The sequence below is a fragment of the Fuerstiella marisgermanici genome (assembly GCF_001983935.1).
Classification (GTDB): Bacteria; Planctomycetota; Planctomycetia; order Planctomycetales; family Planctomycetaceae; genus Fuerstiella; species Fuerstiella marisgermanici.
Genome location: NZ_CP017641.1, coordinates 3815677 through 3836018 on the forward strand (window position 1 = coordinate 3815677; position 20342 = coordinate 3836018).

At 53.5% G+C, this 20342-nt stretch carries 18 protein-coding genes and 1 pseudogene; 4 read left to right on the forward strand and 15 right to left on the reverse strand.

The window, feature by feature from the left end; translation table 11 throughout:
* Positions 1-159 precede the first annotated feature (159 nt).
* The 3 genes from Fuma_RS14195 to Fuma_RS14205 all read right to left on the reverse strand — a co-directional run bounded on the left by Fuma_RS14195 (position 160) and on the right by Fuma_RS14205 (position 2203).
* Positions 160-1038: an IS3 family transposase gene (locus Fuma_RS14195; RefSeq protein ID WP_077022414.1), complete on the reverse strand. Its 879-nt coding sequence runs from the start codon at positions 1036-1038 to the stop codon at positions 160-162.
* Positions 1035-1337 (reverse strand): transposase, encoded by a 303-nt coding sequence (locus Fuma_RS14200; protein ID WP_077023269.1) that lies wholly within the window; start codon positions 1335-1337, stop codon positions 1035-1037. The genes Fuma_RS14195 and Fuma_RS14200 overlap by 4 nt, the downstream gene beginning before the upstream one ends.
* A gap of 62 nt (positions 1338-1399) precedes the next feature.
* The gene (locus tag Fuma_RS14205; protein WP_077024708.1) at positions 1400-2203 is read right to left on the reverse strand and encodes a S1 family peptidase; all 804 of its coding nucleotides are present in this window, start codon (positions 2201-2203) and stop codon (positions 1400-1402) included.
* Between the two features lie 602 nt (positions 2204-2805).
* On the opposite strand from Fuma_RS14205, the gene Fuma_RS14215 reads away from it, so the two are divergent.
* Positions 2806-3927: an ISAs1 family transposase gene (locus Fuma_RS14215; protein ID WP_077022466.1), complete on the forward strand. Its 1122-nt coding sequence runs from the start codon at positions 2806-2808 to the stop codon at positions 3925-3927.
* Position 3928: 1 nt separating this feature from the next.
* On the opposite strand, the gene Fuma_RS14220 is transcribed toward Fuma_RS14215, so the two are convergent.
* From Fuma_RS14220 to Fuma_RS14245, 6 genes are all read right to left on the reverse strand, one after another.
* Positions 3929-4690, reverse strand: coding sequence for an MBL fold metallo-hydrolase (locus tag Fuma_RS14220; protein ID WP_077024710.1), 762 nt, complete (start codon positions 4688-4690; stop codon positions 3929-3931).
* A 262-nt stretch (positions 4691-4952) separates the two neighbouring features.
* Positions 4953-6251, reverse strand: a complete 1299-nt coding sequence (locus tag Fuma_RS14225; RefSeq protein WP_145944170.1) for a hypothetical protein — start codon at positions 6249-6251, stop codon at positions 4953-4955.
* 259 nt (positions 6252-6510) lie between these two features.
* A complete protein-coding gene (locus Fuma_RS14230) occupies positions 6511-6774 on the reverse strand; it encodes a hypothetical protein (protein ID WP_077028310.1) in 264 nt (87 codons plus the stop codon).
* A gap of 33 nt (positions 6775-6807) precedes the next feature.
* The gene (locus Fuma_RS14235) at positions 6808-7137 is read right to left on the reverse strand and encodes a hypothetical protein (RefSeq protein WP_145944171.1); all 330 of its coding nucleotides are present in this window, start codon (positions 7135-7137) and stop codon (positions 6808-6810) included.
* The gene (locus Fuma_RS14240) at positions 7134-7580 is read right to left on the reverse strand and encodes a hypothetical protein (RefSeq protein ID WP_077024713.1); all 447 of its coding nucleotides are present in this window, start codon (positions 7578-7580) and stop codon (positions 7134-7136) included. The genes Fuma_RS14235 and Fuma_RS14240 overlap by 4 nt, the downstream gene beginning before the upstream one ends.
* Before the next feature lies 1 nt (position 7581).
* Positions 7582-8607, reverse strand: a complete 1026-nt coding sequence (locus Fuma_RS14245) for a DUF932 domain-containing protein (protein ID WP_077028311.1) — start codon at positions 8605-8607, stop codon at positions 7582-7584.
* A 315-nt stretch (positions 8608-8922) separates the two neighbouring features.
* Here Fuma_RS14245 and Fuma_RS35290 point away from each other — a divergent pair, with 315 nt between their 5' ends.
* Entirely contained in the window at positions 8923-9093 is a 171-nt protein-coding gene (locus tag Fuma_RS35290) for a hypothetical protein (RefSeq protein WP_158520983.1), read from the forward strand.
* Positions 9094-9858: 765 nt separating this feature from the next.
* On the opposite strand, the pseudogene Fuma_RS14250 reads toward Fuma_RS35290, so the two are convergent.
* The 3 genes and pseudogenes from Fuma_RS14250 to Fuma_RS14260 form a co-directional block, all read right to left on the reverse strand.
* Positions 9859-10881: pseudogene (locus Fuma_RS14250) on the reverse strand (tyrosine-type recombinase/integrase).
* The gene (locus Fuma_RS14255) at positions 10878-11840 is read right to left on the reverse strand and encodes a tyrosine-type recombinase/integrase (RefSeq protein WP_083732050.1); all 963 of its coding nucleotides are present in this window, start codon (positions 11838-11840) and stop codon (positions 10878-10880) included. Before Fuma_RS14255 ends, Fuma_RS14250 begins: the two are co-directional and overlap by 4 nt.
* The gene (locus Fuma_RS14260) at positions 11837-13102 is read right to left on the reverse strand and encodes a site-specific integrase (protein ID WP_077024714.1); all 1266 of its coding nucleotides are present in this window, start codon (positions 13100-13102) and stop codon (positions 11837-11839) included. The genes Fuma_RS14255 and Fuma_RS14260 overlap by 4 nt, the downstream gene beginning before the upstream one ends.
* A 259-nt stretch (positions 13103-13361) precedes the next feature.
* Here Fuma_RS14260 and Fuma_RS14265 point away from each other — a divergent pair, with 259 nt between their 5' ends.
* Complete coding sequence (locus Fuma_RS14265; protein ID WP_083732051.1) at positions 13362-14366, forward strand: tyrosine-type recombinase/integrase; 1005 nt, start codon at positions 13362-13364, stop codon at positions 14364-14366.
* Between the two features lie 20 nt (positions 14367-14386).
* On the opposite strand, the gene Fuma_RS14270 is transcribed toward Fuma_RS14265, so the two are convergent.
* The 3 genes from Fuma_RS14270 to Fuma_RS14280 form a co-directional block, all read right to left on the reverse strand.
* Positions 14387-15346, reverse strand: a complete 960-nt coding sequence (locus Fuma_RS14270; RefSeq protein WP_077024715.1) for a tyrosine-type recombinase/integrase — start codon at positions 15344-15346, stop codon at positions 14387-14389.
* 262 nt (positions 15347-15608) lie between these two features.
* A complete protein-coding gene (locus tag Fuma_RS14275; RefSeq protein ID WP_077024716.1) occupies positions 15609-17492 on the reverse strand; it encodes a RiPP maturation radical SAM C-methyltransferase in 1884 nt (627 codons plus the stop codon).
* A gap of 33 nt (positions 17493-17525) precedes the next feature.
* A complete protein-coding gene (locus Fuma_RS14280; protein WP_077024717.1) occupies positions 17526-17759 on the reverse strand; it encodes a hypothetical protein in 234 nt (77 codons plus the stop codon).
* A 459-nt stretch (positions 17760-18218) separates the two neighbouring features.
* Here Fuma_RS14280 and Fuma_RS14285 point away from each other — a divergent pair, with 459 nt between their 5' ends.
* Positions 18219-20300, forward strand: coding sequence for a caspase family protein (locus Fuma_RS14285; protein WP_158520984.1), 2082 nt, complete (start codon positions 18219-18221; stop codon positions 20298-20300).
* Positions 20301-20342: the final 42 nt, after the last annotated feature.

The following is a 20342-nucleotide window of genomic DNA, read 5'->3' on the forward strand; positions in this document are numbered from 1 at the left end:
CGTCGTATCGATGTCGTTCAAACCGGGGCGGTCGACCACCAAAAATTGCTGCCGTCTTCGTGATGAGCCAGTCGAAGAAGCTGTCTGGCTGCGCGCGATAAACGGGGTTTGAGGTGACGTTGGGTGAGGTGGTACAGGTTTCAGGGACAGGTCATTCTCTTATTTTGGGAGATTGATGATCTGTTCGAACTGAGCTGGCGACCTGTAATCGAGGCTGGAGTGTCTGCGTTCGTGAACGTAGTAGCGGACGTATTTTGACATCTCTCTTCTTGCCTCTGCCTTGCTTTGGTAATCGGTCATTTCGAGTTCGTTCTTGATCGTTCCGAAGCAGCTTTCCATGGATGCGTTGTCATAACAGTTGTCAGCACGGCTCATGCTTTGTGTGATTGCTGCCCGACGAAGAATTGATCGGTATTCATTGCCAGCGTACTGGCCGCCTCGATCCGTGTGGTGAATCAATCCAACGTCAGGCTGTCGTTCTTTGATGCTCGAACGCAGTGCTTTGAGGACCAGCTGTTCCGTCATGTTGTTATCCAGATGCCAACCAACGATCCGCCGGGAAAACAGATCCATCAGCATCGCCATGTAGCAAAACGTCCCGTCAGTCAGCGGGATGTAGGTAATGTCTCCAACCCAAATTTGATTGATCGTTGTTGGGGCGTCCGCATCGAGCAACAGGTTCGGCGAATAGCCCAGTCGATGACGGCTGTCTGTCGTTTTTGGAACGAACGACTTCGGCTGAATTGCCTTTAATTTAAGGGCTTTCATGACATTCGAGACCTTCCTGCGATCACAGGGAAGTCCCATTTCCTTGAGGTCTTCGGCAATGCGACGAGCCCCGTAGCGGCGGCGGTGACACTTAAAGATGACTCTTATCAACGGAGCCAGTTGAGCATCCTGTTCTTCAAAGATCGTGGGCTCAGCAGTCTGCCAGGCATAAAACGAAGTTCGGTTCACACCGAGATGACGACAGACTTCGGCCACGTTTCCATGACCTTCCTGAACAATCGCTTCAACGGCCGCATAGACGTCAGCTATTCGTTGCGGCCGAAAATAGCCAACGCTTTTTTTAGTATGTCCCTCTCACGTTCGACACGCCGCAGATCGGCTTCGAGGTCCTTGACCTTAGCCTCCAAAGAGCTTGCCACTGGACCACTTTGTTCCAGCTGCTCCTGTTTCCAGCGATACAAAACGTTGACGTTTGAAATGCCCAACCGGTCCACAACCTGAGGAGCCGTGTACCCATCCAGAAGCAGCTGCACGGCTTCTTCTTTGAACTCATCCGTGTACTGACGGCGAGACGATTTCTTGACTGATGTTTTTTTCTTCCGAGACATCCTGAGGTCCTTTCTACGGACTCAAAATAAGAGATTCACGTGTCCCTGAAACCTGTACCACCTCAGGGCTCACGAAGGCAATAGGAGCCGACATGCGCAATCTCCTCAGCGTTCGGTACAAACTGATCGCAGAACGTCGACTTTCCCCCGCCTGGATTCCCTTCGATAAAGAGGTATCGCGTGGACGACCGAAGTATTCTCTCTTCCAAGGAATTCTGGAAGCCATCCCAGTCCGGAAGGTAAGCTTGTGCATCCGAGGACTCATCTGATTCTGTTTCGAGTACCTCGTAACACTGCAGAAAGCCACTCAATTGGCAAAGGCTTATGGCGGCGACTGTTCCGTTCACGGTGATTCGTAAAAGTCCAACTACGAAATCGTCGACGATAACTGCAGATCCCGACAATCCCTTGTAGGAATCAAGACGTGCCTCAGGCGATACCGTCAGGTCTAAATCAATTCCACATCTTGGCTCAGGCAATGTGGTTGCAATCGTCCCGGTCAGACGGTGGCCGATCATCGTTTTTCCTGTTGGAAATCCGAATGTAAGCCAAGTTTTCCCCTCCCGTGGCACACTGTCCTGAATTGGCAGTTCTTTGCGATCAATGCTAGCCGCAAATGAAAGGAGTGCAGTATCCAATTCGGAGTGTTCAGCGACAAGCGTTGCTTCACAAACCTGCTCTTGATCGCTTGCCGCGACTGCATAGAACGTCAGTCGGATTGGTACATCTTTTTCGATCGCTGGAATAATGCTGTGCCGCGCTGTGAGCACGCGGTTATGTGATACTAGCCACGCTGTCGCGGACTCGCCACCACAGGCGACAAGACACGTCGCAGAACGCAGTTGACTTTCTAATAAAGAACTCATTCGGGAAGCTCAATTTCTTGGCAAGCTTCGTGAATCGAGAACGATGCATTCGACTTGCTCACATACGACTTCATTGCCTCAGATTCTGGTGTCGGATGACTGAAGAAAAGATCTCGATGGAAGGCTGCAGGGCGATCCACGATCGCACGTAACACTGGTAAGTCTGGGTGGTTGTGTCGACTCCCATTCGTAGAGATTAGGAATCGGGGAGCGTCAAAAAGCTCAAGAAACCTTGGGCTTGTATTGCGATACGCTCCGTGATGCGAGACTTTGATGAGATCAAAGACTGGCACCGGTGACGCTGCTGATTCGAACCACGAAACAGTGTCTTCTGAGAAAGAGTCGCCTAGAAACAATAGCCTAAAACATCCCGTCGTTAGAACGAAGGAAATTGAACTGCCGTTTGTGACCGAAGTGTCGGGCTCATATATCTTGCACAAATCAGCGTCGCTCAACTGTCGCGACGAAATCTGCTGCACTGAAACCCTAGGCGGATTGCGCGACATTGGATAAGATGGTATAGATGGCAACCTTCAGTGTCAGTGTGATGTTTCACGCTGCTATGTGTGCTGAAATGTTTGAGCCGCGAAAGGATTCCTGCCATGCCTTTGTCCACCAGTTTTGTCGATCATTTCTCTGATGTTACGGATCCAAGGCGCGGTGAGCCGGTCTATCCGCTTCAAAATATTCTGTTCATTGCAGTCTGTGCTGTGATCAGTGGCGCGGATGATTTTGTCGCGATTGCGAAGTTTGGCAGAACGAAACGAGATTGGTTTGCGAAGTATCTCGATCTGTCCGCAGGGATTCCGTCGCACGATCGTTTCAACGCCATCCTCGCTCTGATTCGTCCTGCAGAATTTGAAAAGTGCTTACTGAATTGGATCACTTCTCTGCAGAAAATCAGTGACGGACAAATCATCGCGATCGATGGTAAGACACTCCGTCGCAGCTATGACAAAGCCAGTGGCAAGTCGGCCATCCACATGGTCAGTGCATGGGCCACAGCCAATCATATCAGTCTCGGGCAAGTCGTCGTCGATGCGAAGAGTAATGAGATTACGGCGATTCCCAAACTGCTGGAATTGATCGAGGTTTCCGGTGCTTTAGTGACGATTGACGCCATGGGTTGCCAAACGGAAATCGCGTCGAAGATTGTCGACGCAGAGGCGGACTATTGTCTTGCCGCGAAAGGCAATCAGCCCACGCTACACGCAGGTCTCGTCGCGTTCTTCGCCGACCATTTGGAAGATGACTTTGCACGCTGTCCGGTGCGACGATTTGAAACGAAAGAAAACACCGGCGGCCGCGAAGATTTGCGACAGTATCTGATCTGTCGTGCGCCGGAGGATCTTCCGGACGCACATCGCTGGAAGAACCTGAAGGCGATCGGGATCGCGATCAACAACACTCTCCGCGACGGCAAAATGTGCATCGGCATCCGCTATTACATTTTAAGCCGTTATGTCTCCGGCCGTCGTTTCGCCGAAGCTGTGCGGAGCCATTGGGGTGTCGAGAACAATTTGCATTGGCAACTGGACGTCACTTTCCAGGAAGATCAATCGAGGATCCGCAAAGGCCACGCAGATATGAACTTCAGCATCCTTCGCCGCACGGCGTTGAGTCTTCTGAAAAACGAATCCACAGCCAAGGTGGGGATCAAAAACAAAAGACTCAATGCTGCCTGGGATGAGACATACCTCGCGAAAGTCCTGTTCGGCAAATGACTTAACGTGCAATCCCCCTGACTGAAACCCCGGCGATTCGTTCATGCGAGCAAATGAACTCAAACACGTCGCTATAGGTTGCTGCATCGGAGCTAATCGCGCTTACTCCAAGACTCCGTAATTCGCGGATCCACCATCGTCGCAACTCAGCAAGACGTGAGTCGAAAGGCCCTATTACCTCAATCTGAGCTGCATCACGGATCGTGTGTAGCACGCCAGCTTGAATCGCTCTTCCGGCAGCCGCATCGTTCCACGGATAGCCACCTTCAACGATCAGCTTTCCCAGCGAACTTCCTTGATGAGCGCTGATTTCCTCCTTCGCACCGGAAGCTTCAGTCGCTTTAGCAAAGCCCTTTCGCTTGATTTCAAGCAGGATCTCTGACTCCGCACGGGTTAATTCCTGCCCATCAGCACTTGCTTCAGCCAAATGCCGAAAGCCGTTGTGCCAAATATTGCGAATTGGAATCGGCGTCAGTAAGTCAGCGATTTCGTTCTGACGAAGAAGCGATATGAGGCCGGAGATGTGGTCGGCGTCGATATGAGTGGCAACCACAAGGTCTAACGCACATTCATAGGAGGAGAGCGTTTTCAAATGCGGATGAATATGCTCCCTGAATGTAGCTGAATACCCACCGTCAATCAGTATCGCGAACGCATTGTCTTGTGATCCTGTCACCAGAAACGAATCGCCGTTACCAGCTGGAAACATGCGTATCGTGATCGTCATCAATCGTGCCTGCTCGGGCTTCGATTCTGTTTCCACCGTAAGAATGTGTTCTCGCTGACTCGCGCCTCTCTACTGTATGGTAATCGAACTGCCATGCGTCGGCAATTGTGCCTTACGAGGAGAATCTACGGCATTTTCGTGATCCACGCCGAGCCCCAACGAGTGCGGGCGTGGGGAGATCTCTACTCATCTGCCAATGGCACAAAGTTCATCTTCTCTCCACCTATTGAGCTTCGGTGAGACCAACCGAAGCAGCTTTCAGTTCATCCGAACGGATTCCGGCCACCCCTGCAGATGATCATGACCGAATTAACGACGAAGGCATTTCCACTGGCGTTTGGGAGTCGTGCTCCTGACAGCAAATAGCCGCTTCTGCTGCATTCGTCGACACTCTTGGTTGTGTGCGCCCCTTGAGCCGACTGAGCCTTGCAGTGACCAGATGCGGGATTGTTCTGTGCGTGTCGGGGTTTGAATCCGGAATGGAAATGCGGACGACTCCGTTGCCGTAGGTTGTTGCTGAAATTCGGTGTTCTGCCAACAACTGACGAAGCCTATGTTTCGGGAACCTGCGGATGGATAATTCTGCGGATTGAATCAGGATGATGTTTGAGCGAAGACACCGAGGCAGAGTCAAGATTCGCCAGCCCGGGCATCGTTTCAACCGGGTTCGGCATTCGCAGGCTTCATTTCCTGAACGGGGTCTTGACGAACGTGACACCAGATCCGTCACGGCACCTTGTGCCGTTAACAACGGTGTCACGTTAACGGTTTCCATTGGCCCCTTCCCCAAGGCAGTCGCGTCGCAAAACTGAAACAACGGGTCACGAGAGAGTTCTTTGCGAAATCGTGTGCCGTCCCGCTGTCTTGCAAAACCCACGCCCAGCGGCAGGTAGGACCGGACCCACTTGTGGCAGCCGCCGAAAGTGAAATCGGCGAGGTGGGTCCAGTCGCCGGTGTTGATGTGGCCGTAAGCCTGGGACGCGTCGATGACGGTGCGAACGTTCGTCGAACTGTCCGACAATGACCGCAGAATGGTTGGCAGCGGCAGACGGATGCCGGTGTGCGTGACGGCCGGCAGAAAGAGGCTGTCACTCCGGTTTCGACGGACGTATTTCAGAATCTCCCTGGCGACATCATCAGCAGTGAATCCCTGTTGCCAGATTCGCTTGCGTAGCGGCAAGAGCGATAGTCTGATTCTGCGAAGACGTGCGAAACTCTGGATCCATTTTCGGTAGGGCGGCCAGGTGAGATCAGTGAGCAGCAGATGACGTCGGCCGGCGGCAACGAGAGAACGGATCCCCGACTGCATCAGGCTGGTCGTGCGACTGGCCAGCAGGACTTTCGTGTCGGAAGTGGTGTTCTCAGCAAAGGTTTGACGAAGCTGTTGTTTAAGGCCTTCAATACCGGGCCAGCGAGTAAGTTCAGGGAATCGCTGAGGAATCTCGGGTGTCGCGGTGACTCCTTCAAACAGGAATTGTTCGGTGTACAGGCTGGAAGGGTCTTCGGCCATCAGGCGGACGAAGTCGCACTGCATTTTCAGCGCTGTTGGGGACATCTGTCCCAACCGTGCTGTATCGAGATACAGCATCGTCGACATGCGAACCTGCTCCTTTCACGGAGCCGATCGTAGAGCGATCAAAAGTACCGATCCAGGTTTGAGTTCTCAGAATCGTTGGGTTTCCGAAAAGATCAGGCGCTTGAAATCACAGGCTGGAGGGAGAACCGCAATTGCCTGGTTTCCTCCTGCTGATGCGGATGCGCAAAGAAATCGAACTGTGCGAATAGCTGAGAGATGCGGTGGTGCATCTCTCAAAACCTGTTGGCCGTCGTCGTGACAACTAACAGGTTGTCCCGTGTTACGAACCTCCTTTGGCGGAATCCGCTGGCTGACTGTTGTCAAAGATCCAGCTGTGGGCCAGGTCTGAGACCTTCATCACCAATGGCAGGTCATCGCGTCCAAAGCTGGTGCTGTCTTTCCAGACATCACCGTCCTTGTAGATGCGACTCAGAGTCACGTTATGTCTCGTGCCGTTCTGAGTTTCATTTTCCCAGATGGCGGCGCGAATTCGTCCCATGCGAATCTCATTGACGGGTCGAGCCTTTCCGTTTGTGTTGGCCATGTCTTCCATTTCCTTTCCTCATTTTTGTTTTGGTCAATCAAATAAAACGACAGCGAACGATTCGTTGCTGAACTCATCCCAGTGCGGCGGTTCTGCCAGGTCGGGTGAGAAACAACACACGCGGTCACGTTCGCTGTCACGAACCGAACCGTGAAAAATCTCCCACGTTCGGTAGTACATGCCTCCGTAGTAAACGGAGCCATCGACGATGCGCAGCGTCCAGGCTTCCCCACATCGAATGTCACGACCCTCGTTCTCGTGAATCGTGAGAAACGGTCCGAACACAGGTCCGTCGACTTCGCGTTCGCTTTCTGTGGTCAGCAGGTTGTGGCGTCCGTGCCGCAACCGTATCCATGCCATCATTGTGCCCTCCGTTGCACGGCCACCTCCGTGTCATGTTCATCCCACGGTGGAGACGGAACATGATCCGGGCAGTAGCCAAGAAAGTTCTCCAGCGGCAGGTCCGGACGAAACTCAATTCCGGTCCAGCCGGCGGCCGCTGCCTCTTCATACGACGCCGGTGAACCAGCATCGCATTCGAAGCAGGACACACTGAACGGAACCCTTTTCGGAATTCCGTTCGGTGACTGCAACACCTGCCATGCCATTTGCAATGCGAATTCACAGACCGCTCGCACCACAGCACGGTTCCACATCGGCCCCATGCTTTGTTGCGGCAACACGTCGGGTGGAAATCCGCCTCTGGCCATCCAGTGCTTCAGGTCCTTCGCCGCAGCCTGCAGCTCTTCCCAGTCATGGTCCTTCCACGCTTCCAGCAGTCTTGTCCATGTCGCTTGCGGATCCATGTCACACCGCCAGTCCAAGCAGACTGCCGATCCGACTGTCCAGCTCCGCTCGATCGCCGGCGTAGCGCACGTTCTGCGACAGCCGGGTCAGCGCATCCACAATCGAGAAGATCGTAAAACTGCCCTGCACCGCTGCCATTTCCAGAGCCGTATCGATCAGGTGACGAGGAATGCGACGTTCGGTCAGCTGTTTGGCGACATCCTCTGAGCAATCACCCAGTTTCGTCGACATGGCATTCCGCAGCGTGTTGACGAATCCGTCGCGACGCTGATCACGCTTCCTCGCCAGCTCATCAATGATGCGGCGAATCTCGTCCAGACTATCGTGCACGCGAGCGGTATGCTTGCGTGTGAACTCAACGACTTCGACCGCATCCCACACGATGTGATTGGCACAGACTTTCTGAAACCAGAACGTCTGAATCCCCAGCGAACGGCGTCCGACTTCAGAGTTCCAAATGAAAAACCCGGGAGCAAACGCTTCACCTTCAAGTTCACACCAGCCGAGCGGATCGATCAGGAACGCGAACATGTCCTGTTCACCGCAGTAGAGACCCGTCCCACCAGAAAAACTTTTCTGGGGCGGACGGAAATCCACTGCCGTTTCCTTCACCACATCCAGCAGGTCGGCATTCCACAATCGTGTGTAGGAAACACCATGCAGCGAACGCGCCGTGCTGCCGGTGGACAGCACCTGCACCGGCTTCTGCGAACGCGGCAGAGTTTCCTGCACGACTTTGCTGGCAGTATCCGGCGACAGACGATTCAGCGTCTCTTTCCGAACACCAGAGAGGCGGCAGAGCTGACTGAAAGACCAGTCATTCAGGCCCACATCTCCTTCCCCTTCGACAGTCAGCTGAATGGAGTTGCCGGTGACGTGAGGTTCCAGCTTCTGTGGCAGCTGCCAGCAGTCGCGGGAAGCATCACGTTCCGTGCAACAATGATCATAAAGATCGTCGAAGGTTTCGAAGCATTCGTCCGCCGCGCGGCGGAACAGTTCGTCATGGGCCCGTTTCAGTTCGACCATTGCATCTTCTCCTTTCGCCAGTACCGAAGTACTGATTACAGAACCGAATTGACCGGGAGCACAGTGCTCACAGTCGAATCGATCCTGCGCGAAAGCAGCAGACATCAACCTTTGTTGCGGCTCGTGCTGAGCTGCAACGATCAAACCTCATCATGCACCACCGCCCCTCGGACCCCTGTGGGCTCCGGGAGGCAGATAAATCTGCGGGGCGAACTCATATTCGTCGTGGCAAAGAACGGCTTGATGAAGAGTAAACTACCACCTTCCACGGAATGCGTCACGCTCCGCGCCTTTCTCAGAGGGCTCTCAGAACGAATGCACGGAATTGAAATCTTTTCGATCTCAAATTGTCATATTCTTGAGCCCGTGCACTCGTCACAACCGCCCACAGGCCGACGCGACTTGCACCTGCAAATCATCGACGACCCGCACTTTCGGAAGACAACGGAAGATACGGTGCTGGACATTGTTGCTGCGATTATGTGACATTGACTGTCATGCCAAGTTCACCACCGCTCTATGTCGTTCTTGCGACGCTTGCCTGTCTGTATCCGGATGCAACGTGCTGCGTCATCGGAACACTGTTGGGAATTCGTGTTCTGATGTCACACTATCGTTGAGTCGCTGCACTCAGGCTGACAGCTGATTCGTTCGTATTCGGCAAGATTCTGGTTGACGCATTAGATGAGTCCGTAAAACCATGGAAAACGACTTCCCAACTAACGCGGGCGTTGTGTTGATCAGAAACCTTCAGAATCCAGCAGTGTTGCCTGATGTCATTGAGAAGTCTGCTTTCGGCGAAGCGTCATCGTGTGGGGCTCGCCTGCCCAACCCCACACGATGATGAGAAGGCGAATTCTGCAGCCTCCAGCGAAGTAAGAAATACTCGTCTTCCCAGGACTGCTTTTGGTGAAGTGGATTCGTTGGGGCTTTGCGACTTGCTGGTGAGCAAATGGCATGCGTCCGCTCTTTGATCAGCTCACACCGAGATGCGTTCCACAAGATTCCGAGTCACTTTCTGCTGTCGCCTGTCATAAAGACGCGTGGTGCGAGGATCACTGTGCCCAGCCAGAAACTGCACGGATTCCAGCGAGATGCCCTGACTCAGCAAATCCGTAACCGCCATCACCCGGTTATGTGGTCGACCACATAAGCGTGTTTATGTGGCCACCAGCGTTATGTGGTGTTGGGTTCGTTGCCCAGTGAGATTGGCGGTGACTCGTTGATCGAACGCCACATAATTTTTCCCTGTCAGAGGTTGCTGAGGAATTCCATCAATCCCTTGTCGTCGCGCCAGGGTTGGTGAGGCTTGTCGTCCTGAATTTCGCAGCTGGCCAGAGCCTTGGTCTTCATTTCCAGATCGACTTCAGCGTAAATGTTCGTAGTTGTGATGGAGACGTGCCCCAGCCAGGCTCGAATGGTGTTGATGTCCACGCCCGCGCGGAGGAGGTGCGTGGCTGTGGTATGGCGAATGACATGTGGGCTGACTCGCTTGTTGGCCATTGAAGGCAATTGCTGAGTGATTTATGCTGCGTGTCGTTCAACCAATGTGTGAATGCCGAATCGCGTCAATGGTTGTCCGGTCCGGTTCAGGAAGACATTTTCAGTCGAGTCTCGACTGCTCACCAACGGAGACAGTTCGTTCACGGTTCTGGTCCACAACGGACAGCGACGCTGCTTGTTTCCTTTGCCATGAATCAGGACCGAGGACGCATCCCGATTTGGCGTTGCTGCCAGGTCGAGATCCTTGATCCGCACGTGGGCCACTTCATCGGCTCGCGCGCCCGTGTTGTACAGGAACAGTAACAAGGCGTGATCGCGGCATCCGAGCTTCGTACTCCGATCTGGCGCTTCCAATAGCGCATCCATTTCGGCCTTCTCCAGGTAGGTCATCAGTGATCGCGGCGCTTTCTTGAAGAGGATCGTTCGAACCTCCCCGCACCATTGAACATGTTCCGGGCTGCGCATGCCGATGAAACGGGCCAACGAGTGAATCGCGGCCAATCGCTGGTTGCGTGTCGCCACGCTGCATTCGCGTTTCACTTCTATGTCTTGCAGGAACTCTCGAATGTGATCAGCCGAGAGATCCTCGACGCTCAGTTGGTCGATTGGCTTGCCAAGTCGACTGACGGAAAAGGGCAACAGCAGGCGGAGCGTGTCGCGGTAACTTTGCTGTGTGTTTCGGGCCAGATTACGTTCTCCCACGAGATGTTCCAACAGGAAGCGTTTTACCCACGGGCCAAGCAACGCTGTGTCTTTCGCTTTCTTCTTCATGGTTGACCTCCAGTATGATCGGTTTTCGAATAGCATTCGAATCGGGCATTCGCTTCCTGCAGCAGGTCAGGTGTCATGCTGAGATAGATCTGCGTATCCTCCAGGTGGGCATGTCCCAGATAGACCGACAGTTGGTAGACCAGCTTCTGTACGTCCATCCCCTGCTGATACCAGGACGTTAAGCGGTGGACGGCGAACGTATGGCGCAGATCATGCAGACGCGGTTGGTAGCTGGCTCCATCGGATCGGCGAATGCCCGCTTGCTCGCGAAGCCGCCGGAAGTGAGCCTGAAGCGTGTTCAGAACCACGCGGGTCCCCTCACGCGTGGTAAAAAAGGGTGGCACTTCGCCAGAGACTGAAATGGGTGGGATACGATTGCTGACGTAATCCGTCAGAGCCTGATGTAGTTGCGGCCCAAAGGGAACCAGTCTCGATTTGTGAAATTTCGTCAGGCGAATGACGAGCAGGGATTCATTGAAGTCGACATCTTCGGAGTTCAATCGAACGATCTCACCAGCGCGCAGTCCGGTTCCATAGAGCAGCAACAATATGGTGCGAAACGTAAGAGCATCGAAGGAACTCACTCCGCGCTGGTAGCACCTGGCAGTTTCAAGAAGTCGATGCAGCTCCTCATGTGAGTAAATGTAGGGAACAAATGACGGGACCCGTTTCGCGATCTGGTCGGGCATTGGGGAGTGGGTGATATGATCCCGGCTTTTCGCAAAATGAAAGAAGCCGTTGATCGTCGTGTACTTGGTACGCCAAGTGGTTGTCAGGGCGTCAGTTCCGGCAATGAAGGCAGCGATCTGCTCAGTCCGCACTTCGTCAACGGTCGCATCAGCGCCAACGGAGCGTGCAAACGCCCGAAGGATGAATGCATTGTTGACGAAACGTTCTCCGAGTGTTCGCCGGTATCTGATGTAGCGTTCGATAAGAGCTGCCAGATTCATCGAGTTCATAGCACTCCTCCCAGATCAAAGTCGGCAACCTGCCGCAGTGCCGCGAGATCGACTTTGGCGTAGATCCGAGTCGTGTCGGGATGCCTGTGTCCCAGATGATCGCCGATTTCTTTCAGCGAGAGCCCCTGCTGCAGAAGGCGCATCGCACAGGCATGGCGTAAGCTGTGTGAGCCATAGTGTGGCAATTGAAGCCCCAGGGCGTGCAGGCGGCGACTGACGACTGCTCCAACGGAGCCGTGAGCCAGTGGACGAAACGGTGGGCGAACAGTCAGAAAGACTTCTCGATGAACTGAGCGCGGGCGGACTGACTGGAGATAACGAAGGACGGAATCGCCAACCTGCCGTGTCAACGGATAGACGTGCGTGGACTGCGTCTTGCCACGATGGACCGTCAGCCGCTCATGCTCCCAACTGAAATTCTCCAACTGCAGACAACGAACTTCGCCAGCGCGCAGGCCGTAGATGGCCAGCAGCATTAAGATGGCGCGGTCCCGAATCTGGGCAGGCTGATCTCCTTCAACACTTGCGAGTATTTTCTGAACGTCTGCCCACGCCGGGCCGGCGGGAATGGACTCCTGCGAATAGACGCGAGGCCCTCTGATGCCGTCAGCAAGGCCACTTTGGCACCAACGTCGAGATTCAGCAAAAGCAAAGAAAGAACGCAGTTGGCAAGCCAGATTCTTCACGGTAGTGCGTGCGTAATGACCCTGAGCAATCTGTTTGACAATGGCTGAATCGATCTGAGAAATGTTCACGCAGTGAAGCGGACTGCTGTTCGAAGTGACCTTCTCCAGAAATCGTTCAACGGTATCGCAGCGTTCACTGACAGTCCGGGGATTCAAGCCTTTCTCCTGCAGCAGGAAATTCGCAAATTCGTCGAGCTGATCAGCAAAACGACTTGGCGCGGGCGTCGGCAGTTGCAGTCGCCCCATGAATTTGAGCCATGAGCAGACATGACGTAAGAACTCAATTCGCGAAGAACGTCGGCCCGAAATCTTTCTCATATTCGGACATGGGGATATTCGCTTTGCCCAAAGCTCTGCCTGCTGTTCAACTTCAGCGCGAGCAATAGGTTCACCGGGACGATCTGCCAATCGGAGATACTCCGTGCAGGCCAACAGATAGTACGCCAGCACTCGCAGCCCGTTACGACCAATTCCCTCATTCGCACGATGACACAAGTAACGTCTGCGTTCTGCGGCCAGAGGGCCGTCCAAGTGCGGCTGCAACGCATGTGGAAACCGAAAAAGTTGTTCAAACATTTTGGAACCTCCAAAGCTGTGAAACTAGGAGGCTCACTCTAAACCTGCCTCCTGACGAATGATCCAGATGTCGTCTGGTTGCCTTGAAGAATTCGCGGTCCGCGGCCCCGCGATCCTGAATAGTGAATCCGGTCAAAATATTCGTGGCCTCCCAAACGGACCTGCTTCTTCGGTTACAGGTCGAGAGCAGCCGGAAGACCATTCCATTGGCGTTGCAAAAGCTCCTTTTTGAAACACCAGAGTTGTGGCATGATGACGCATGGACAAGGATCGATTCCCACAGCCTTATCATGAGAAATCGCCGGACGATTCCGGCAGCGAATTGCTGGTGGTTTCTTCCGCCCACACACCGGCACTGATTCGGAATGCGGGTGAGCAGGCGCAACGCCGATTTCTGGAATTCTTCACGGCACACATCCGCAATCCCGGAACACGAGCTGTGTATGGTCGAGCTGTTGCGAGGTTCTGTGACTGGTGTGAGCGGCAGCATGTTGAACTGCTCGACGTTTCACCGTTCGTAGTGGCGGCCTACATTGAACAGTTGACTCAGCAGCGGAGTGCTCCGACCGTCAAGTTGCATCTGGCGGCGATTCGAATGCTTTTCGACTGGCTGGTGGTCGGTCAGGTGCTGCCGCTGAATCCGGCAGCATCCGTTCGTGGCCCGAAACACGTCGTCACCACCGGAAAGACGCCCGTGCTCACCGCCATCGCAGCGCGAGAACTCCTCGACACTATTGACTGCACAAGGATCGTCGGATTGCGGGACCGGGCTTTGATTGGCCTGATGGTCTACAGCTTCGCTCGCGTGTCTGCCGCCATTGGAATGAATGTTGCCGACTACTATCCACAGGGACGACGAATGAGGTTTCGCCTGCATGAAAAGGGCGGCAAACATCACGAAGTTCCCGCACATCACAATGCAGAAGAGTATCTGGACGCCTATCTGCACGAAGCGGGAATTGCTGACGAAAAGAAGGGGCCACTGTTTCGGACGGTCTCACGACACCGTCAGCTCACCGACCGCCGCATGCACAGAGCGGACGTTCTGAGAATGATCAAGCGACGTGCCGTCAAAGCGGGGCTGCCGGAGCACATCTGCTGCCACACGTTTCGAGCAACAGGCATCACGGCCTACCTGGAAAATGGCGGTTCGCTGGAACACGCTCAAAGAATCGCTGCTCACAACTCAGTGCGGACGACGAAACTCTACGATCGCACCAGCGACGCGGTAAGTCTTGACGAGATTGAACGCATCATCATCTAAATCAGAGACTCAAAATTGTCTCACCTCCATCGAAACTCTCGGCACATCGTTGGTTCACTTATGTGGCGCAGAATGGCACGAAACCACGAATCTCGCCAGAGAAAAACCAACGAAGGCCACATAACGCCGGTGGCCACATAAACGCGGAACGAATGCGGAGAATAGTGATTCGGCAATTCAGCATCTGCCAATCGCCTTTTCAGCATGCACCGGACGTCGGCCGCTGTCATTGCGGAAGTCGTCAGTCGTTTCGTTTTTCCGATGGCTGTCCGTAGCAACGCATGTCCCGGATCTGTGCCGCTCAGTCGAACGAGGTAGGCATTAATAAACTCGACCAGCTCATAGCGGATCGGAATGCTGCGTACCTTTCCCCTCTTTTCGTGCAACTGGAGCGTTGGCTGGGTTGCATGAATCCGCAAGTCCGCGATACGCAGTTTTACGATCGCCCCGACGCGGGCCGCTGTGAATGCCAGTAAAGCGATCACCAACCGATCTCGAAGCCCAACCAAATGCGAAACGTCAATCGACTTGATTAACTTCCGAACTTCCGTCGGCGGAATCTCTATCGTCTTTCCTTCTGACGACGACGTCCGTTCACCGCGAACGGTTAAGGCCGGGTTAAGCACGATCACGTGGCGATTCACCATACGGTCAAAGAAATGCCTCAGCGCCGACAGGTGTAATTTCTTCGTTGTCGACGATACGTCAAGCTGATCGAAATATCGCCCAACGTGAGCGGGCGTGATCATCGCCAAAGTCTGAACATCTGATTGCACAAAGCTCAGAAACCGCCCCACCGCCTGTCGATAGGCCCGACGCGTATGGGGGTTACGAATATCCGCATGAAAGAACTCGTCAACCGCAAACGCCGCCGCGGCCCCTGAGTTCGCCAACACTTCACAAAACACCAAGCTATCATGCCGACGCTTCGGCACGCTCAGCAATTGCCCTTTCGAATCACCACTTCCTTGACTCGGCAAGCAGTTCCTCGCTACCTCAAACAAATCCTCGCTCATCCCCTTCCTTGGTTGATAACATCACCACCTGCTCGGCCCACCAAGCATTCCATTCACTCACCCAGCAGCTCAACAATCCACCACCGGCGGCATTCCCACTTTGCCACCGATAATCTCTTTTGTCGACGGTAATGCGGAAACTCATATGCGCTGTCAACGGCCTGAATGACCGAACTCACATAGCATCCGATATTTCATTTTGGGCGGACCAACGAGTCGCCGGCAATTACTCTGTCATGTCTTTGTAACGTTGCTTTGCCCCTGGCTTGATATTGATTCCTTGTGTTGGCAACGCGATCCATTTGCCGTCGATCGGAATAATGAGCGCTAACGAGGAGAGGCGATCAAATGCAGCTGCGACTGAGTCCGGCCCGCAGGCGGAGTCAAGTCCCTTCGCAACTCGCTCGCGAGTTTCACCTGTCTCTAGCTTTTTTAGAACGGCGTACTCAACTGAACTCAGCGAAATGCGACTCGCCCTAGCAATTGGGCGTGTGTCGATGACGGTCCCTCTCCCCTCTCTCTCAATCAAGAGTAGATCAGAAACTGGGTAACTGGTTTTCCAATCGCGAACGGATCTGACTACACGTTCCCGGTCGTATTCGGGTATTTCAGATGTCTTATCATTGCAGAACAAATACGCAGCTCGACTAACGTTTACGCCTCTTTCACCACAGTCGCGATAAATGTGGGCGTATGATTCCACTGGGAGGTATTTCTCTGGAGCGGACTCGTACAGCGGGCTGAATCGATGAATGCTGATTGGCGCGGCGCCCTCCGGCGGCGGCAGATGGGCAAGCAAAGGGATTAGGTCTGGAAGCAGCGAATAGTGCGTTTTGTCTTCATCGGGAAAGCCCCAGAGAATGTTCCAGATTGGTCGCAACCCCAACTCACGTGACCATTTCAGCAATCGCAGATTCTGCAGGGCGGAAACGCCTTTGTCCATCTGCTTGAGAGTCGAGCTACTCAGGCTTTCAATTCCAGGTTGAAAGAATGTGACACCTGAATCGCGAAGGACCGACATCTGGTCACGAGTAAGATTGGCCTTCGTTTCGTAAAAAATCTCAAGTCCCAGGTCTTCGTCGATCAGCATCGGTAAGAATGTCTTGAAGTAAGACATGTCAATGATGTCATCCACCATTTGGATTTTGCGAACACCGTGCCGTTCGACGAGTTCACGGATTTGATTGACGGCAACCTCGGGGGACTTGCGGCGATAGAACATAGAGTCTTTGTTCAGTCCACAAAATGTGCAGTGATGTTTTTGCCCCCACCAACACCCCCGAGAGGTCTCGAAGATCAGAACTGGATTAAGTTCTTCGTTCGTAAAATTGCTCGCCTCCACCTGCCTAAAGTAGTCGTCAAAGTGCGGAGCTGGAACTTGGTTTAAATCGCGTACCGGGGCAGCCCAACTAGACTGGAAATCAGGCTCCACCTGACCATTTGAGCGAAAGTAGAGCCCGGCAATTCCATTCAGTGACTCGCCTTCCTTCATTCGCTGAATCGCTATTGGAAACGCTAAATCACCTTCACCGCTAATCGCCCAGTCAACATAATCATGCGTTCTCAACAACTCATGTCCCATTATTCCTTCCCAGTTGCTACCTCCGAATGCAATGGTGGCCGATGAGTGAGCTGACTTGATTTTCTTTGCGAGAGCGAGTGACGCCACGTTCTGCTGAAACGTGCTGGAGAACCCAATCAGATCGTAGTCTTGCCAGGCAATGCTCTGGAAACAGGATTCGACAAACTGGTCAGACTCTTTATGCAGTTTGATAGCGGTTCCTATCAAGTCGTCGTCCCAGTCATCGACCTGCAGCCCACGCGTCTGTTCTACCTGCTTCACATGCTCCAGAAACTTCGACATTCGCTCCTCATCGAATCCGTAGAGGGACGACGAGAAGACCCACTCGCCTAAGAGCAGGCTGCTGTCCGGTGCGTTCTCTGCAAGCTGCTGGTAGCGAGCCACACCAACCTTTGCGGCGTAGTCCAGAGCGAAGTAACGAATTTCGCATTCAATGCTCAATTGTGTCGCGGCTGCACTCAACAGGCTCAAGCCGATCGAAGGCCAGCGAATTGGCCCGAAAGGCATGTGGATCAGAATGACTTTCATCGCCAAGGATCAGTTTCCGTTGAAGTTCGCGATTTAGCCGCGTCGAGTTCCTGCTGGCCCGCCTTCTGTTTCGGGATCCGTCTCTTTCATTTCATCAACGTCAAAATCCAAACCTCTGCTCGTTGGACCTTCTTCGGCTGCTGGAGCAGCTTGATTTGTATCCGATGAAGGGCTTGTTGTTTCTTCAGATGTGTTCGAGCAAGATATCCCGGTGAGAGTCATCGCGCCAACGACAAGGGAACTGAGCCATTTCTGCATCTTCTTCATTTCGCTTCTCCTTTGAGAATCAAATGTCTTTGAGCGGCTGCGAGCTTCGACGTGGACTTCAAGTATAGCGTGTGGTCGCCGTCTGCGAAAACAACTGTCGCAACAGAATTTATGGAAGGAAGTTCTTCGGCAAACTGCGTAATTGCGGCGAAAACTTCACGATTCTCTGCGTTATTGTTACTCCTTCCACGCGGTTGTCGCTCGGATTCAATTAAGTGATGCCGATAAGGATCGACCTGGTCGCTGGGTCAACTTTTGCGCATCGGCGGCAAGATTGCGTACTTCAGGAGTCACTTTGTATTCTCGCTTTAACAACCGGGCATGCCACCTGAGTATTGTTGCAGAAGGATGCTTTGAGCAGGATTCCTTGTTTTTCACACCGCAAGACGAAATCCCTGTCAGCGGATGCAACCACGGGTTACTGTATCGAAACGTCAACTTTGTGTTTGGAACGGTTTAATGAAATCATTTGTAGCAAGAAACCGAATCGTAGCACTCTTCATGGTGTTGACTGCGAACTCGCCAATGATCGAGAGCGTCGCAGATGAAAACGCTCGGGGTGCTGGGATCACTGCTCAGGAAGCAGACGAAGACATCCGGACGCGCTGGGCGTTTCTGATTGGTATCAATAATTATGCGACCATGCCGAAGCTGGATTACTGCGCACAGGATATGGAGGGGCTGAGACAAGCCCTTGTCGAACACGGGGGCTACACGGCGAACTGCGTGCGAATTCTTACGGATGGTGAAAAACAGAGCATGCCGCTGACCAGCGGTATCATTCGAGTTCACTTACGCAATTTGCTGGCACAAGTTCAACACAATGATTCCGTACTGTTTGCATTTGCCGGACACGGTGAAGTCGACGGTGCTGACCGTGCCTGGTTGATGCCGTTTGATGGCATTCCCGGTTCAGACGACGACCTCGCCTTGACTGCCATTCCAGTCTCTGAAATCTACAATCAGATTCAGCAATGCCCCGCAAAGCAGAAGCTGATTATTCTCGATGCCTGCCACAGCGGAGCAACGAGAAGTAATGAAGCGGCGACGCGGTTCTCGCCGGAAAATCTGCCGAATGGAACGGGCATTATCGAGTTACTTTCCTGTCGGGCGGCTGAATTAAGCTACGAAAGCCCTGAACTACGTCACGGAGTGTTCAGCCACTTTCTTGCGACAGGGATCGCCGGAGACGCCGACGTACAGGGGGATCAGGACGGCGTTGTTACAGTGGCGGAGCTGTATCAATACTCACACGAACACACAAAGAAATATGTCGGCGAACGTTTTCGTCAGTCGCAGACTCCGAAGCAACGAGGTGACGTCACTGGTCAGATTCCGATCGCAGTGCGAACAACGACAACACCAATGATGTCCGTCGATGACATAATTGCTCGACTTCGTTCCCAGGAGAAACAAAATCGCCTGCCGAAAGGGTTCATGAGCGACGCGGAAGAATGGTTAAGCATCGATCCTGAATTTCAGCCGGCAGCGGATATTCGGATTTTGTTGACACTCCTTGGAAAGTCACTGATCAATGTCACGCAGTTTCATCAATTGTCGAAGAACTCCTTGGAAAAACTCCGTCTACACATCAAGTCCAGGAAGATCGCCAACCGTCGACAGCTACATGCCGTTATTATCGCCATTGACGACTACGAGCCGCTCCGGCACAGACTCCGAGGTAGCGTGCGGAGTGGTACGATGGTGCGTGACGTCTTAAAAGCGAGTGCGACGTCCGGGGACTCTATCACAATGTTGACGAATACTGAGGCCACCAAAGCGAATGTCACGAAGGCGATTCGCAAGGTGACCTCCGAAAGCAAACCGGGAGACATCGTTGTGCTCTATTTTTCCGGACACGGTGACGGGCAGACATATCTAAAACACGACGGAAGTGTCTTCACCGGTGGTGAACTCGAAAGTCGTAAGAGCCAAAACGTATGGGTTCTTTATGATGAGGGCTACCTTCTTTCGACGCTTGAGAAGTCGGCTGATCGACTCTTGAGTGTCACAGAGTTGGAAGCGATGTTCGACGGCATGGAAGGCGATTTGATCGTTCTGAGTGACAGCGCAGGCATGCATTTCCCGTGGTCGCCACTGTTCGACGAAGAGTCGCAGACTAGTGAACTGCTTCGCAGGCAGCTTGACGTAGAGAGGACATTCGTCTTCGTGGGCCCCGCCGTGGCTTACACCACGCCCAGACACAAGCACTCAAGCTCCTTCTGTGTCCTTGTCGCCCGTGGTCTCGCGGGGGCAGCGGACACCGACGTTGCTCGAATCGCTCCACGGATTTTTCCGTTGATGAACGACATGGAAAGGGGCGCCTTGGCATCTCGAACGATTCCAAAGTCTGAGCCGTCGGCATGGTTGGAAGTGCAGAACACGGCCCCAGATGGTTTCGTATCAGTGGCGGAATTTGTTGAGTTCTTTCGACTCTACGAAAGGCGTTCGAAAGAGTTTTTCGAGAGCGACCTAAGGGTCAGTGGACACGTGCGACGTTCTCCAGCGATCTTGTCGCAGGTAGCGGGTGCGGCACCTTGAACTGCGTTAGGTTCTGGTCATTCGGCGGTCAGCATTGTTGTG

Excerpts from the sequence above, each read along its gene's own strand:
- Fuma_RS14200 (WP_077023269.1), bottom strand. The coding sequence starts at position 1,337 with ATGTCTCGGAAGAAAAAAACATCAGTCAAGAAATCGTCTCGCCGTCAG.
- Fuma_RS14205 (WP_077024708.1), bottom strand. The coding sequence starts at position 2,203 with ATGAGTTCTTTATTAGAAAGTCAACTGCGTTCTGCGACGTGTCTTGTC.
- Fuma_RS14215 (WP_077022466.1), top strand. The coding sequence starts at position 2,806 with ATGCCTTTGTCCACCAGTTTTGTCGATCATTTCTCTGATGTTACGGAT.
- Fuma_RS14225 (WP_145944170.1), bottom strand. The coding sequence starts at position 6,251 with ATGTCGACGATGCTGTATCTCGATACAGCACGGTTGGGACAGATGTCC.
- Fuma_RS14230 (WP_077028310.1), bottom strand. The coding sequence starts at position 6,774 with ATGGCCAACACAAACGGAAAGGCTCGACCCGTCAATGAGATTCGCATG.
- Fuma_RS14235 (WP_145944171.1), bottom strand. The coding sequence starts at position 7,137 with ATGATGGCATGGATACGGTTGCGGCACGGACGCCACAACCTGCTGACC.
- Fuma_RS14240 (WP_077024713.1), bottom strand. The coding sequence starts at position 7,580 with ATGGATCCGCAAGCGACATGGACAAGACTGCTGGAAGCGTGGAAGGAC.
- Fuma_RS14245 (WP_077028311.1), bottom strand. The coding sequence starts at position 8,607 with ATGGTCGAACTGAAACGGGCCCATGACGAACTGTTCCGCCGCGCGGCG.
- Fuma_RS35290 (WP_158520983.1), top strand. The coding sequence starts at position 8,923 with ATGCACGGAATTGAAATCTTTTCGATCTCAAATTGTCATATTCTTGAG.
- Fuma_RS14255 (WP_083732050.1), bottom strand. The coding sequence starts at position 11,840 with ATGAACTCGATGAATCTGGCAGCTCTTATCGAACGCTACATCAGATAC.
- Fuma_RS14260 (WP_077024714.1), bottom strand. The coding sequence starts at position 13,102 with ATGTTTGAACAACTTTTTCGGTTTCCACATGCGTTGCAGCCGCACTTG.
- Fuma_RS14265 (WP_083732051.1), top strand. The coding sequence starts at position 13,362 with ATGGACAAGGATCGATTCCCACAGCCTTATCATGAGAAATCGCCGGAC.
- Fuma_RS14275 (WP_077024716.1), bottom strand. The coding sequence starts at position 17,492 with ATGAAAGTCATTCTGATCCACATGCCTTTCGGGCCAATTCGCTGGCCT.
- Fuma_RS14280 (WP_077024717.1), bottom strand. The coding sequence starts at position 17,759 with ATGAAGAAGATGCAGAAATGGCTCAGTTCCCTTGTCGTTGGCGCGATG.
- Fuma_RS14285 (WP_158520984.1), top strand. The coding sequence starts at position 18,219 with ATGAAATCATTTGTAGCAAGAAACCGAATCGTAGCACTCTTCATGGTG.